This is a genomic window from Lamprobacter sp., from assembly GCF_034860625.1.
In the GTDB taxonomy this organism is placed as follows: domain Bacteria; phylum Pseudomonadota; class Gammaproteobacteria; order Chromatiales; family Chromatiaceae; genus Lamprobacter.
This window is the reverse complement of the sequence record NZ_JAYESN010000018.1, coordinates 48827-62984: the sequence shown is the minus strand read 5'-3', so window position 1 is coordinate 62984 and position 14158 is coordinate 48827. Positions and strand designations below refer to the sequence as shown.

12 protein-coding genes and 1 pseudogene are annotated in these 14158 nt (G+C 60.1%); 1 reads left to right on the top strand and 12 read right to left on the bottom strand.

Going from position 1 to position 14158, the window contains the following annotated elements; translation table 11 throughout:
- The 8 genes and pseudogenes from VBE63_RS07020 to pilM all read right to left on the bottom strand — a co-directional run.
- Positions 1–479: pseudogene (locus VBE63_RS07020) on the bottom strand (glutamate synthase subunit alpha); the annotation flags it as partial.
- 434 nt (positions 480–913) lie between these two features.
- Entirely contained in the window at positions 914–2041 is a 1128-nt protein-coding gene (gene aroB / locus VBE63_RS07015) for a 3-dehydroquinate synthase (RefSeq protein ID WP_416274513.1), read from the bottom strand.
- A 16-nt stretch (positions 2042–2057) separates the two neighbouring features.
- Positions 2058–2582 (bottom strand): shikimate kinase AroK, encoded by a 525-nt coding sequence (gene aroK, locus VBE63_RS07010; RefSeq protein WP_323682294.1) that lies wholly within the window; start codon positions 2580–2582, stop codon positions 2058–2060.
- 87 nt (positions 2583–2669) lie between these two features.
- The gene (pilQ, locus tag VBE63_RS07005; RefSeq protein ID WP_323682293.1) at positions 2670–4904 is read right to left on the bottom strand and encodes a type IV pilus secretin PilQ; all 2235 of its coding nucleotides are present in this window, start codon (positions 4902–4904) and stop codon (positions 2670–2672) included.
- A gap of 70 nt (positions 4905–4974) precedes the next feature.
- Positions 4975–5508 (bottom strand): pilus assembly protein PilP, encoded by a 534-nt coding sequence (locus VBE63_RS07000; RefSeq protein WP_323682292.1) that lies wholly within the window; start codon positions 5506–5508, stop codon positions 4975–4977.
- Between the two features lie 38 nt (positions 5509–5546).
- Positions 5547–6149, bottom strand: coding sequence for a type 4a pilus biogenesis protein PilO (locus tag VBE63_RS06995; protein ID WP_323682291.1), 603 nt, complete (start codon positions 6147–6149; stop codon positions 5547–5549).
- Entirely contained in the window at positions 6149–6739 is a 591-nt protein-coding gene (locus VBE63_RS06990) for a PilN domain-containing protein (protein WP_323682290.1), read from the bottom strand. The genes VBE63_RS06995 and VBE63_RS06990 overlap by 1 nt, the downstream gene beginning before the upstream one ends.
- Positions 6740–6742: 3 nt before the next feature.
- Positions 6743–7813 carry a type IV pilus assembly protein PilM gene (gene pilM / locus VBE63_RS06985; RefSeq protein ID WP_323682289.1) on the bottom strand — a complete coding sequence of 357 codons (1071 nt, stop codon included), beginning with the start codon at positions 7811–7813 and terminating at the stop codon, positions 6743–6745.
- Between the two features lie 181 nt (positions 7814–7994).
- Between pilM and VBE63_RS06980 the strand changes: the two genes are divergently transcribed.
- Positions 7995–8720 (top strand): hypothetical protein, encoded by a 726-nt coding sequence (locus tag VBE63_RS06980; protein WP_323682288.1) that lies wholly within the window; start codon positions 7995–7997, stop codon positions 8718–8720.
- A gap of 15 nt (positions 8721–8735) precedes the next feature.
- On the opposite strand, the gene VBE63_RS06975 is transcribed toward VBE63_RS06980, so the two are convergent.
- The 4 genes from VBE63_RS06975 to mdoH all read right to left on the bottom strand — a co-directional run bounded on the left by VBE63_RS06975 (position 8736) and on the right by mdoH (position 14041).
- Positions 8736–10034 (bottom strand): citrate synthase, encoded by a 1299-nt coding sequence (locus VBE63_RS06975; RefSeq protein ID WP_323682287.1) that lies wholly within the window; start codon positions 10032–10034, stop codon positions 8736–8738.
- A 352-nt stretch (positions 10035–10386) separates the two neighbouring features.
- Complete coding sequence (locus VBE63_RS06970) at positions 10387–11646, bottom strand: malic enzyme-like NAD(P)-binding protein (protein ID WP_323682286.1); 1260 nt, start codon at positions 11644–11646, stop codon at positions 10387–10389.
- Between the two features lie 189 nt (positions 11647–11835).
- Positions 11836–12036, bottom strand: a complete 201-nt coding sequence (rpmE, locus tag VBE63_RS06965; RefSeq protein ID WP_323682285.1) for a 50S ribosomal protein L31 — start codon at positions 12034–12036, stop codon at positions 11836–11838.
- Between the two features lie 175 nt (positions 12037–12211).
- Positions 12212–14041: a glucans biosynthesis glucosyltransferase MdoH gene (mdoH, locus tag VBE63_RS06960; protein ID WP_323682284.1), complete on the bottom strand. Its 1830-nt coding sequence runs from the start codon at positions 14039–14041 to the stop codon at positions 12212–12214.
- Between the last annotated feature and the right edge of the window lie 117 nt (positions 14042–14158).

The following is a 14158-nucleotide window of genomic DNA, read 5'->3' as shown; positions in this document are numbered from 1 at the left end:
TGATCCGGGCAGTTCTCGCCGCAAGCGACAAAGACCTGGCGCACCACCGGCTCGGTTGGCAGCACACTCTCGCCAAGCTCGCGATTGTCGGTCGGCACATCGCGCCAGCCGAGCAGCCCCTGGCCGCCTTCGGTGAGGTAGCGCTCAACCGTCGCTTGCATCTCGGCGCGCGCGGCCTCGTCCTTCGGTAGGAAGACCATGCCCACGCCGTAATGGCCTGGCGCGGGCAGTTCAAAATCGACCACGTCGCGGAAGAAGCGATCGGGCATCTGTACCAAGATGCCGGCGCCATCACCGGCTTTGGGGTCAGCGCCGACCGCGCCGCGATGGGTCAGCCGCTCAAGGATCTCAAGACCCTGCTCAACGATACGATGACTCTTTTCATTCTTGATGTGGCAGACGAAACCAACACCGCAGGAGTCACGCTCGTGCGCGGGGTCGTACAGGCCCTGGGCGGCTGGATAGGCGCGAAGGTTCATCAGCGGACCTCCCTAAACCGGGTACATAATGGTCAAAAAGACGTCCCCTCAGTGCCTTGAACAGTCGGGGAAGTTCCGGTTTGGTTGAATAAAGTGGTTTTGCACATGAGGCGCGGCGGACTCCGCGACTCAGCAGAACTCGCCAGTGCCGATAGACTCATGGCGCTCTTGATCTGAGGCACCAACGGACCCGATTCGACCCTGTGCAACGACTAGCGAACCGCAAATCATACTGTGGAAGCAGCCGCTATGCCATGCGGACGTCTATCATTCAACCACGGCTAGCCGGTTGCAACGATGCGTAAACGCCTTCATCAGGTGCAAGTAGACCTAGCATCGAGCCAACCTGGTGCAAGTCCGGAGCGAAGCTGAAGGTCGGCAAACCAAACCTTAGGGAACCTTGATTCGCGACGCAAGGCGCGGCGGCATCAGGTTCAATCGCCATGGGCTTCAGGCCCTTCTAGGGTGGCTCGGAGCTGTTCCACATCGACGTCAGCGGTCAGCAGCGCATTGCCAATGCCTTTCAACAAGACTAGGCGCAACCGACCCCGCTGTACCTTCTTGTCTACCGCCATCAGTTCCAGCCAGCGCTCACTCGGCATGCTGTTGGGCGGCACTGTCGGCAGACCACAGCGCGTAACCAAATCCAGAATCCGAGCGCTCGCGTCCGGCTCGAGCCAGCCAAGACGCTCGGAAAGTTGAGCCGCCATCACCAGTCCGACGCCGACCGCTTCGCCGTGCAGCCATGTGCCGTAGCCCATTCCTGCCTCGATCGCATGGCCGAAGCTGTGCCCCAGATTCAGTAATGCACGCTGGCCTGATTCGCGCTCATCCGCAGCAACAATCCGGGCCTTATTCTGGCACGAGCGGGCAATGGCCGCGGCCAGGGCTGTCGCATCACGGTCGCAGAGCGCAGGCACCCTGTCTTCGAGCCAGTCGAAGAACGGACTATCCCCGATCAAGCCGTACTTGACAACCTCGGCCAAGCCTGCTGAGAGCTCGCGATCGGGCAAGGTCTCGAGGGTTGCGGTATCGGCAATGACCGCGCGCGGTTGGTGAAAGGCGCCAATCATGTTCTTGCCCGCCGGATGATTGACGCCCGTCTTGCCGCCGACCGAGGAATCAACCTGCGCAAGCAGGGTCGTCGGCACCTGGATGAAGGCCACCCCACGCTGATAACAGGCTGCTGCAAAACCGGCCATATCGCCAACGACTCCGCCGCCGAGCGCAATGAGGGTCACATCGCGGCCACAGCGGCGCTCAAGCAGCGCATCGAAGATCCGGTTCAGCGTCGTCAGATCCTTGTAGCACTCACCGTCCGGCAGGATCACCTGATTGATCTCGAATCCGTCCAGTCCCCTCCGCACGGCATCCAAGTAGAGCGGAGCAACGGTCTCGTTCGAGACAATCATCACCCGCTCGCCAGCGATATAAGGGCGATAACAGTCAGGATCTGACAGCAGATTACGGCCGATGAAGATGGGATAGCGGCGTTCGCCAAGCTCGACATCCAGCTGTCGGCGCTCAGCTCCCGTCTCCGAGACTGGACCCAAGGTCTCCATGCCAGCGATCTTCATGCTAGAGCTCTTCGTCCTCGAAACGCCGACGGATCTCTTTCACCACTGAGGCGGTACCCCGACGCTCAGTCGAGACCACCATGTCCGCGACCTGGCGGTAGATGGGCTCGCGCTCGGCCATCAGCTCCCGCAAGCGTTGTTGCGGATCATCGGTGTCGATCAGCGGGCGACTGCGATCGCGTGCCGTGCGCGCAAATTGCTGCTCTGGGCTACAGTGTAGGTAGATCACGAAACCGCGGGCCGCGAGCTGCTGGCGATTCTCGGGCGTCAGCACCACGCCACCACCAGTAGCCAGCACGATACCCTCTTCCTGCGCTAGATCTTCAACAACCCCGCGCTCACGCTTGCGGAAGCCCGCCTCACCTTCAAACTCGAAGATGGTAGGGATATCAACGCCTGTGCGGCGCTGAATCTCCTGGTCGCTATCACGGAACTCGTAACCCAGCGCATCGGCCAACTGCCGGCCAACGGTGCTCTTACCGGCCCCCATAGGACCGACGAGAAAGATGTTTGGTGGTCTGATCATGGTGCTAGGTATGCCAGATTTGCCGAACTCTAGCAAGCTGTAGGCCGAACTTGAGGTTAGCAAGTGCCGACAACCGGGCATCTCTGCTCAACGCACCACAAGATCTGACTTCAGGATCTTAGGGGTCACGAAGATCAATAACTCCTGGTTGGACTCGGCTTTTGCGGTCGTCTTAAACAGACGCCCGAACATGGGTAAGTCACCGAACCAAGGCACTTTTTGCACATTGAAATCTTGCCTGGCTTCATAGACGCCACCGAGCACGACGGTCTCTCCATTATCGACCAAGACCGAGGTACTCACTGCGCGTCGATTCCGCAGTGGATTGCCATCCACCGTAAAGGTAAAGTCTGCTTCGTCCTTATTGACCTTCAGATCCATGATCACGCGATCGTCTGGCGTAATGTGCGGGGTCACATCCAGCTTGAGCGTTGCCGGCTCATAGCGCACAGAGGCGGGGGATTCAGCGGTCGCTGGCGTCACCACAGGAATGTCTTGACCAACCTCAATCACCGCCGGTGTCTGATCGGCGGTCACGATACGCGGACTCGAGATCACCTCGCCACGCCCTTCCCGCTGCATCGCTGACAGTTCCAGCGTGATCAAGTGTGAGCCTACCTTGCCGAGCAAGAAATTGACTGCTCCTGCCGGATTAGGCGCCGGCAGATTGACCCAGAGGTTGGGGGCGCCACGATCATTCTGGATGATGGAGTTAAAGGGGGTACCAGATTGCAAGTCGAATCCATAAGGACCTGTGTCAAAATTGCCGAGCCCATCGATTCCAGCCTCACCCGGGTCCCGGCCACCACCGACGAGCAGTTGATTCCCAGAACGACTCCCCGTGGACCCACTGACCCCAAAACGCACCCCGAGATCGCGGGCAAAGCTGTTACTCGCGATGACGACACGCGACTCGATCAATACCTGGCGCACGGGGACATCGAGCCGGGTGATGAGTTCTCGGATTGCGGCCAGCCGCTCGGCTGTATCTTCGATGATGAGCGCATTGGTTCGAACATCAGCCGTCACGGACCCGCGATCGGAGAGCATCGGAGCCACCCGCTGACTGGAGACCCGTTGAACAGTTTCAATGTTTCCGATCTGGGCAACCTCGGCCGTCTGCTTTCGCTGCCCTTCCAAGAGTTCGGCGATATCTCCGGCTTTGGCATAATTGATTTGCACGAACTCTGTGCGCAAAGGCGCCAACTCCTTGATCTGCTTTAGCGCCTCAAGCTCAAACCGCTCGCGCTCAGCCAGCTCTGCGGCTGGCGCAACCATCACCACATTACCACTCTGGCGCATCGACAGCCCCTTGGTCTTCAAGATGACGTCGAGCGCCTGATCCCAGGGCACCTCTTTGAGGCGCAACGTGATGCTGCCGCTCACGGTGTCGCTCGCGATAAGATTCAGGCCGGTGAAATCGGCCAGCAACTGCAGCACCGCGCGAACCTCGATATCTTGAAAGTTCAGCGACAGCCGATCTCCTGAGTAGACGATCCTCTCGCGCTCAAGCTTCTCCTTCTCGGCCTGCGTCAGCGAGCGGAATTCGATCGTGAAGAGGTTCTCGGTCTGGTAGGCCAGGTAGTCGAATTCATCGGTGGTCTGGATATCGATCCGAACATCATTACCCGCCGCTCGCGATTCGATCGCAACCACCGGGGTGCCGAAGTCCACAACATCCAGGCGGCGGAAGAGCCGCTGGGGAAGATCGACGTTACTGATCCCGACAACCACATCGCGGCCTTTCTCGGTCACATTCACCCGCGTTTGTGCCGATGGCAAGGTGATGATGACCCGGCCCTCGCCATCCGCACCACGGCGAAAATCAATCTCCTTCACTGGACCTGCGCCCCGAGCAGAAAAACGCGCACCACTGCTGTCACGCCGAGCAGGTGCTTGCGACAGACCGCGAGCAGCGGATCGCGGGTTCAACACGACTCGAACACGATTGCCCTGCGTTTGAATGCTGTAGGGCGCGCTGTCGGTCAGGTTGATCACAACGCGGGTACGATCACTGGCCTCGATCGCCACCAGGCTGTGCGCTACACCGAGTCCAATCGGAATCGACTGGCGGCCGAGTTGGTTCGATGCGCCTGGAAAATCGATCGCGATGCGCGAGGGGTTCTCGGTCGCAAAATCACTCGGCCTCGGCGGCACGCCCGAGAAAACCAGGTCAATCTCGATCTGATTGCCCGGCAAGGATGAAAATTCAGCAACCTCGAGACTCGCCCCCAGCGCCGCGATCGGGCTCAGACACGCGAGAAAAGTGCCAATGAGTGATGCGAGCCGCTTTCGCTCGAGCCGATCAAGCGAACTTTTCACCAAGCTTCTCGCCAAGCGTCCCAACACGCTTCTCGCCAAGGGCCTTGAGAGATTCATGATCGCCTCCCGCTTACTGTTTCAGTGCTATGGATGCCTGCCGCTGATCCCACTCACCAGGGCCCTTCTCGACGATCTCGGTCAACAGCATCTCGGTCGGATCGATACGAATGATCTTGCCGTTATTGCGCCCCAGATAATTCCCAGGCCGCACCCGGTGCAGCATCCCATCGGGGGTCATCATCAACGCCCAGCGCATCTGCGACTGCTCCAGAGTCCCGACCATCCGCAGCGAGTCGAGCGAAAACGCCTCTAATGGCTCCTTAGGGCGCAGTGGATTGGGAGAGATACCACTGCTGTTGCGCCGCTGCGTCACCTCAACCGCTTGCTCATCCATGACGAACGGATCACGCCGCTCGTGCCGCAGATAAGGGAAAGGAGCGACCAAAGCGATCTCTGGCACGGGCTCAAGCGGCCCAGCCGGCCGCGCCCGCACACGCTTTGCATAGGACGCTAACTCGGACAGCCCAGGATCGGCACAGGCTGAGGTCAGCATCAGTATCAACAGCGAGAACAGGCGCCAGCGTAGGGCCAGTCTCAGGCTCATTGGCAATGACGCCAGCATTCGGACGCTTAATGACCACCTCATTCTGTTTCAAACTCATCGAGGTAGCGATAGGTCTTCACGATCGCCGCAAGGGTCATCGGTCCAGCCTTGGCATTGGCATTAGCGCTTTTGTTGTCGCCAGTCATCTCGATATTGTGCACGGTGACGATCCGCGGCAGCGCCGCGAGGCCACTGATGAAGGTCGCAAACGCATGATAGCGACCCCGGACCCGGACCCGGATCGGCAGCTCTGCGTAGAAGTCTTTATTCGCCTCAGCAGAGGGTTGAAACAGCTCGAACTCGAGCCCAGCCGCCAACCCCGTCTGAGAGACATCGACTAGCAGCGCTGCGACTTCGGTTTTGTCGGGGAGCTGACTCACCATAGCCCCAAAGGTCTCCTCCATCTTGGCCAACTGCTGGCGATAACCCTCGAGATTGGCCGCCTGATGCTGCTTCTGCTCGAAGCTTTGGCGCAGCTCCAACTCCTGCTGTTCCGCGCGCTCGAGCTGCTCGATCTGACCACTGGTGATGAAGTGATACCAGCCGAAGCCGATCAGACCACAGCCGAAGACGATGAGAATGGCCTTGGCTGCCAGCGGCCATTCGCTGATGTTGTTGAAGTCAAGCTCGTTCAGGTCCATCAGCGCCTTCCCGCTGCACGCGAAAGCGCCTCTTCGTCTGCGGCAGACTGAGGCCGCTGCTGCTCGAAGCGCAGACGAAAATGGCTGAAACCGGTGCCTGTCTGATCCTTATTCTCGATCAATAGGAGTTCAGGCTGACCGATCCAGGCCGAGGAATCGATGTTCCGCATCAGGGCCGAGACTCGCGCGTTGGACTGGGCACGCCCTTCCAAGGTGATGCGCCCACCTTCCTGCTGCAGTTGGGTCAAGAACACACCCGCAGGCACCGCATCCACCAAGCGATCGAGCAGATGTACGATCTCCGGACGGCTTTCTTGCAGCGCTTGGATCACATCCATCCGCGCCAGCAGGTCGGCCTTCTTCTCTTCCAGCTCATTGATCTCGCGAATACGCCGATTCAGTACTGCAATCTGCTCTTCCAGATAATCGTTACGGGCGCGTTGAGCATCGATCATCGCATCGAGCTGAGCCTTTAACAGCACGCCTATCAAAAAGACGGCGCCAAGCGCCGCGAAGGCGATCAGCCCCAGGTCGCGCTTGCGACGGCTGCGCTCCTGTTCACGCCAGGGAAGGAGGTTGATCCGGGCCATGAGTCATTGAAACCGGCGCATCGCAAGCCCAACGGCAATCAGCATCGCGCTGCGGCCATGCTGCTGCAGCAAGTGATCAAGCTCAGCAGGCATAGCCATCTGCGCAAAAGGATCAGCCGCCTGCACCGGAAGGGCAAGCCGCTTCGCCATCTGCTCCGCAAGCTCCGGTACCTGAGCCACGCCGCCCGTCAGCAACACCTCATCGACCCGACTAAAGGCGCTAGTCGAGTAGAAGAACTGCAGGGCGCGCGCTAACTGCCGAGCCAAGGCTTCCTGAAATGGGCCCAGCACTTCGGCCTGAAGCGGAGCCGGGATCGGCGCCGTCGTCAGCCGAGACAGCGCCTCCTCGCGCGCCCATCCGAACCGGCGTTGAACCTCCTCGACCAGTTGTTGACCACCGAAACTCTGTTCGCGCGCATAGACATTTTGCCCAGCACGCAGCACATGCAGCGTCGTCGTCGTAGCACCAATATCCACAACCGCGGTCAGTCGATCCGGCCCGAGCTTGGCCGCATGGATGAGCAGGCCGCTCGCGTTCTCGACCGCGTTCGACTCAATATCGACGATCTCAACGTTCAACCCGGCCAGCTCGAGCGCGGCAACCCGGTCATCGACATTCTCCTGGCGTGAGGCCGCGAGCAACACATCGACCATCCCGGCTGAGCTCTCGGAAGGCCCCAGCACATCGAAGTCGAGGTTGACCTCCTCCAGGGGGTAGGGCACATACTGTTCAGCCTCGAGTTGGATCTGAGCCTCCATCTCGGCATCGGACAGCTCGGCGTTCACTGAGAGCACCTTGGTGATCACTGCCGAGCCCGCAACCGCAACGACCGCGCGCTTCGTCTTCGATTGAGAGCGTTTAACGGCCACCGCAATCGCTTGGCCGACCTGGGCCACATCAGCGATCTTCTTTTCGACTAGGCTGTGAGGCGGCAGCGGCTCAAGCGCCAAGGCTTCGACCTGGAAGGGCTTCGACCCTGTTGCCGAGCCGGGCGCAAGCTCAACCAGTTTTATGGCGCTCGACCCAATATCGATGCCAAGCAGTGCAGTTTGTTTCCGACCGAATCCGAACATTCTGCGTCAGACAGATCCTAGAGCAGAGGCTAACGTCTAAGAATTTCTTAGCCTTTCTGAGACTATAGCAAATCGTGAGCAGGCTTTAGCAAGAATGCGAGAACGCTTTAGCGAAAACGCGAGAGCGCTTTAGCAGAAACACGAGCAGGCTTTAGCAGCAACCAGAACGACGACAGAACGCATGCCTAGACGAAACGGCAGCCGACCCACTCGCCGCTCGCGCGAAGCGAGCATGGCTTCAGCGCAACCCAAGAGCAGCGCAAGACCAAGCGCGCGCAGTGGCTGCGCCGGACAACGGCGACAGCTTGCCTACGAGGCGGCCCGCATCATGCGCGAACAGAGTCTGCTTAGGCTCGAGCACGCGCGGCGCAAGGCGGTCGAACGGCTCGGCATCACCAATAAACGATGCTGGCCAGACAACGCCGAGATTCAGGCCGCGCTGGAAGACGAGTATCGCCTTTTCAACCCCGAGGCCCAGCAGCAGGTCACCAGCACATTGCGCGAGCAGGCGCTCGCCGCGATGCAGACCTTCGCTGAGTTCGAGCCACGGCTGGTCGGACAAACCCTGTCAGGCACGGCCTCGCTCGACCAAGGCGTGCGCCTGCATCTGTTCGCAGACGACCCCCGCCCAATCGTTTTCAGACTGATCGACAAAGGCATCCCCTGGCAAGGACGTGATCGCCAACATCGCTACGCGGACGGGACGCGACAGACGCATCCGACCTTCGCCTTCGTCGCCGGCGAGATCCCGGTCGAGTTGGTGGTGCTACCCGAGCGCGCGCGGCGCAATCCGCCGCTGAGCGCAATCTCGGAGCGACCAGAACGAGGGCTGGATGTCGACGCGGTCGAACGCCTGCTCAGGGGCGCCGAGGAGGCTAGCGACGAAGAGAAAGCGCTACTCGCCTAAGGGCGAGCCTGGCAACTAGCGCTTGGAGATCGGAACGTAATCACGGACGCCGGGTCCGTGATAGATCTGCCGCGGACGGCCGATGCGATTGTTCGGATCGCTCATCATCTCCATCCAGTGCGAGACCCAGCCGACGGTTCGAGCAACAGCAAACATCACGGTAAACATGTTGCGCGGGATGCCAAGCGCCCGATAGATGATGCCGGAGTAGAAATCCACGTTTGGATACAGTTTGCGCTCGACGAAATACTCATCGTTGAGCGCAATCTCTTCGAGCTTGACGGCCAGTTCAAGCAACGGGCTATCAGAGGCGCCGGGGAACTCTTCAAGCACCTGATGACAAACCTCACGGATGATCTTTGCGCGCGGGTCATAGTTCTTGTAGACCCGGTGCCCAAAGCCCATGAGTCGGAAGGGATCATCCTTGTCCTTCGCCTTATCGATGAACTTCGCGACATTCTTGACATGGCCAATCTCCTCAAGCATGTCGAGCACGGCCTCATTCGCGCCACCATGCGCCGGCCCCCAGAGCGAGGCGATGCCCGCCGCAATGCAGGCGAAAGGATTAGCGCCCGAGCTGCCGGCCAGGCGCACCGTCGAGGTGCTCGCGTTCTGCTCATGATCGGCATGCAGAATGAAGAGCAGATTCAATGCCTTTTCAGCCAGCAAGCCAGGCTCGTAATCGGCGCAGGGGGTCGCAAACATCATGTGCAGGAAATTCGCCCCATAGCGCAGGTCATTGCGCGGATACATGATCGGCTCGCCGACGAAGTGCTTATACGCAGCGGCGGCAATGGTGGGCATCTTGGCGATCAAGCGATGCGCCGAGACCTCGCGGTAACGGGGATCATTGACATCAATCGACTCGTGGTAGAACGCCGACAGCGAACCGACCACGCCGCACAGGATCGCCATCGGATGCGCATCATAATGGAAGCCACTCAGGAACCGTTTCAGGTTCTCGTTGAGCATCGTGTGACTGGTGATCAGATGCTCGAAATGATCGAGTTCCTCCTCGGTTGGCAGTTCGGCATAGAGCAGCAGATAGGCAACCTCAAGGAAGCTCGCCTTAGTAGCCAGTTGTTCGATCGGGTATCCACGGTAGAGCAGCACACCCTTTTCGCCATCGATGAAGGTGATCGCACTGTGGCAACTGGCGGTCGCCATGAAGCCCGGATCGTAGGTAAAGAAGCCGGCGTCGCGGTAGAGCGAGGAGATATCGAGCGCGCCAGGCCCCAAGGTACCCGTCTTCAGCGGATAGTCAAAACTGTTCCCGGCCGCCTTGTCGGTAATGGTGATGATCTGATCGGCCATAGAGATCTCTCCCGCCTATGATAAGGATGGATGCATCAGCACTGAATCAGGGCAGTCTGCACTAAAACTGTGCGCCATGAGCAGATTTCGACCCGTCACGGCAGCCTTCAACGCAAGATCCTCGCTGCTGCCGCGCCTCGTTCAGCCGCAGCCATTTTACGCGAGCCCGGCGAGCCTGATTCGAGCCCAATTCGAGCCCTTATGGAATTTCGCTAAGCACGAAAGGTGCCGAGCTCGGTCTTGATACCGCAACTGAGCGATGAGGCGCCTTCAAGCGAGGCTTCCGCCGACTCGCTGACATCTAGATGACAGGTTCTAGCCCAGGCGAAGACTGCAAGCGCGATCGCTCGACTCAGAGCGAGTCGGGCACTAAACGCGCAACCCCATCCGCAACGGCTGCACGGGCAACCGCAGCAGAGACACGCTCGCGCAGCCGCGGGTCCAACGGCTTTGGAATGATGTAGTCGGGTCCACGCGTCAGGTCGCTCAAGCCATAAGCCTCCAGCACGGATGCTGGAACGGATTCCTTGGTGAGGTCTTTGAGCGCATGGACGGCCGCGATACACATGGCCGTGGTAATGCGCGTCGCGCGAACATCGAGCGCCCCACGAAAGATGAAGGGGAAGCCGAGCACATTGTTGACCTGATTCGGGTAATCCGAGCGGCCAGTCGCCATGATCAGGTCATCGCGTACCTTGAGCGCAACCTCGGGGCGGATCTCCGGAACCGGATTCGAGAGCGCGAAGACGACCGGTTGCGACGCCATCGACGCAAGCATCTCCGAGCTGACCAGGTCTGGCCCTGACAGCCCAATGAAGACATCAGCGCCTTCGAAGGCATCGGCCAGTGTGCGCCGCTCGGTCTCGACAGCGATCTCAGCCTTGTGACGATTCAGATCGGATCGCCCTTGATGAATGACCCCCTTGCGGTCCAAGGCCAGAATCTTATCGGGGCTCGCACCGAGCTCGATCAGCAGCTTGATCGATGCAATACCAGCCGCGCCGGCGCCCAGCACGACGATCCGCGTATCGGGCAGCGACTTAGCCTGCAATTCAAGCGCATTGAGTAAACCAGCCGCGATAATGATCGCGGTACCATGTTGATCGTCGTGAAAGACCGGGATATCGAGTCGCTCGATCAGCGCCTGCTCGACGTCGAAGCAGTGCGGCGCTGCCAGATCCTCAAGGTTGATCCCGCCAAAGGTCGGCGCAATCCGGGCCACCGTCTCGATGAAGTCCTCGGGGGTCTCGGCATCGACCTCGATATCAAAGACATCGATATCGGCAAAGCGCTTGAACAGGACGGCCTTGCCTTCCATGACCGGCTTCCCAGCGAGGGCTCCGACGTTACCAAGACCGAGCACCGCGGTGCCATCGGTGATGACTGCCACCAGATTACCCCGGTTGGTATAGCGGTAGGCATCCTCGGCGTTAGCATGAATACGCCGCACCGGCTCGGCCACACCGGGTGTGTATGCAAGGGAGAGATCGCGCTGAGTCGCTGCGGGCTTGGTGATCTCGATCGCGGTCTTTCCCGGCCGCGGCAGCTCGTGATAAGTCAGCGCAGCCGCATTCAGCTCCGCGTCGACGTCGGTTCTCTGGTCATTGGACATTAGGGGCGCTCCGTTGGCGGTTTAGCGCCGATCGAGCGCAAGGAGGCGCACCGGCGCCGAGACAGTCTAACAGCGAGCGAGCCCATGGCGGGCTCTGCCTGCGGTTGCGCTGATAGCGCTGATAGCGCTGATGGCGATGCTGATCGTCTTCAAAACCACAGCAGACGAATGTCGATCTTCGACAGCGGCTTAACGACCGTACTTGCGACGGAACTTATCGACTCGTCCGCCGGTGTCGAGGATCTTCTGCTTCCCCGTGTAGAACGGATGGCAGGCAGAACAGACCTCAACGTGCAGCTCATCTTTCAGCGTTGAGCGCGTGTTGAACGTGTTGCCGCAACTGCAGACGACTTTAACGTCCTGATACTCTGGATGGATGCCTTCTTTCATGGCCAGCCTGCTCCGAATCGGCTTTCTAGTCAGGTTAATCGACGAAGCATAGCGCGCTCAATTTGGCTTCGCAAGCTTGAGCATCAGGATCGACAGGATCAGCTCCTGCTCTCGACGGGCTCGGGACGCGACAACGATGGCTGCGGGCGTTGCTGCCCGCTTTGGGTCAAGGGTTCTAGTCAGCGGTCTCCGTCAGGGGCTCAGGCAATGCCGCTGAGGGCGCCCCCGATGGCTGACGAGTGGCGGCAACCAGATGCGGCTTGACCGCCCGCACCAGGGGTGCCGGCTCGATCTCATCCGGCGTTCGCCAAAGCCCCCTCTTGGTGACCAGGCGGCCCAGCGTTGGCGAAGCAGAGCTGACCGCAATCGGCACCGCGAGCAGCGCGCCGACAACAAACGGCGAAAGCAACAGCCCGCCAGGCGATGCGAACAGCACAAGCCAGAGAACAGCAAACACCCCAAAGAGGGTTTGCGGCCAAAGTCGCCGCATCGCCTCCAGCGGTTGTACGCCATGCGTCACACGCCGCTGCGGCCCCCAAACCACCGCACGGCCAAACACCAGACCGAATAGGAACAGGCTGTGGGCAATCGCCATGATCGGCGCCAGCAGGGTACTGAACAGGACTTCGGTGAGACTGCCGAGGATCAGCCACATGCCACCACCAAATCGCTGCCGCCCAGCACGGCGACTCAGGGTATCTGTGAGGGTCGCCAGCTTGGGCGCAAAGACCATCCCCATCACCAGCACAAAGAGCGCCAGAACGGGTGCCGACAAGTAGACCAGATCAGCATCGCCATTACCAAACCGGAGCAGGCCCACCAGCATCAACAATAGCCAGGCCGGCGAGGCCAGGAACATCATCACCGCGAATCGCAGCTGCCAGCGACTCACCGGATGCAAGCCAGCGAGCGCTTTGCGCCCGAGCCGCAGATACTGCATGTTGCCCTGACACCAACGCAGGTCGCGGCGAATGAATTCGAGCAGGGTCGGCGGATGCTCCTCCCAGCTGCCGCCCTCGGTCGGCATCACCCGTACCTGATACCCGGCACGGCGCATCCAAGCCGCCTCGAGCTGATCATGACTCAGGACCCAACCCGAGAGCGGCCCTTCGCCAGTGATCCGCGGCAGCTCGCAATGGTCGATGAAGGGACGCAGCCGAATCAGCGCATTGTGCCCCCAGTACGGCCCCGCGTCGCCCTGCCACCAGGCCGCCCCAAGGCTGTAGCTCTTCATGCCCAAGCGCATGCCGAATTGAAACGGACGCGCAAAGGCGCTATCACTAGGCAGCCCCACCATCAGGGTCTGCAGAATGCCAAGCTGCGGCTGTGACTGCAGGGTTCGCACCATGCGCAAGAGGGTCTCCGCGGACATCAGGCTATCGGCATCAAGGACCACCATGAACTCATGCGCAGCTCCCCAGCGCGCGCAGAAGTCGCGCACATTACCGGCCTTGAAGCCGGGATTCTCAGCGCGCCGCCGATAGACGACCTCGATCACCCCTCGCCAACGATCAGTGAGCCAACCGATCCGCTCCTCTTCGGCTGCAATCACCTCCGGCCAAGTCGAGTCACTGAGCACATAGACCTTGAAGTGCGCGGCCACACCGGCACCCACCAGCTCGTCGATCATCCGATCCAGATTGCGAGCAACCAGGACTGCATCCTCGTTGCGAATGCAGCTCAGCAACGCCGTGCTGCTGTCGATCGGCGACGAATCATCAGCAGCGGCGAGTAGCGGACAGACCGCTCGTGCTGGATCAGCGGAGAAGCGCATGATCAGCAGCCCAATCACCGCATTCCAGAATCCGATCACCGTCCAAGGCAGGGTCATCGCAAAGCAAAGCACGAGCAGCACATCCAGCCCGTCAAAGCCTCCGGCCTGCAGCGCCCAGATCATCAATCCCAGCGCCGCACTGGTCGTCAGGACCACCAAGCCAGCGAATAGAAATCGGCGCAAAGTCGTAACAATCGGCGCCCCTCCCCTCGGCTTGATCGCCGACGCCATTGGTTTCGATAGCCTCAAGGGACTCAATGACACAGCAGGATCTCAGCGAACTGGGTGACTGAAAAGCGGTTACAGGAATCACTGATCAGGCTATGTTTAGCGCCCATCAATGGTGCC